The sequence below is a fragment of the Brumimicrobium mesophilum genome (assembly GCF_003025005.1).
In the GTDB taxonomy this organism is placed as follows: Bacteria; Bacteroidota; Bacteroidia; order Flavobacteriales_D; family Crocinitomicaceae; genus Brumimicrobium; species Brumimicrobium mesophilum.
In genome coordinates, this window is record NZ_PVSS01000076.1 from 1 (window position 1) to 499 (window position 499).

Annotated in this window: 1 protein-coding gene; it reads right to left on the bottom strand. The window is 38.1% G+C overall.

Annotation, left to right across the window (positions count from 1 at the left end):
* The coding region (locus C6368_RS17110; RefSeq protein WP_159038682.1) for a hypothetical protein at positions 1–499 on the bottom strand (499 nt) is incomplete at both ends.

Sequence of the window (499 nt, forward strand, 5' to 3'; positions counted from 1 at the left end):
GGACAAGTTGTTCCACTTGAAACTTCAACACCTGCCATATTTCCAGCGCCAAGACAATTGTCTGTCCAAGCTAAAGTTCCCATAATTGGGACATCAGAATAACATGAAACATTTAAATTCGCTGGAGCAACTTCCAACACTGGATCTATAGTGTCGTTAACTACAATAATGTGGTATCTCTCAACGAAATTACATGTGTCAGCAACTTGGTATGTTCTTGTAAATGTTTCTGGACAAGTATTCCCATCTGAAACCTCTCCAATGTAAGTTACTGTAGGATTTGGAGTGTAATCATCTGTAACGTTTGTGATAATCGATGGATCTGGTGCAGGAATATCAGAATAACACGCTAAAAATAATGTGTCAGGAGTATCCGCAGAAGGTAAAGAATCAATTTCAATGATTACTTCATGCGGACAAGTAATGTTTGAAGGAATCCATCCACAGTTTAACCCTGGATTAAGTACATTTAAAGAAGTAGCTTGACAAACGAAGTCAG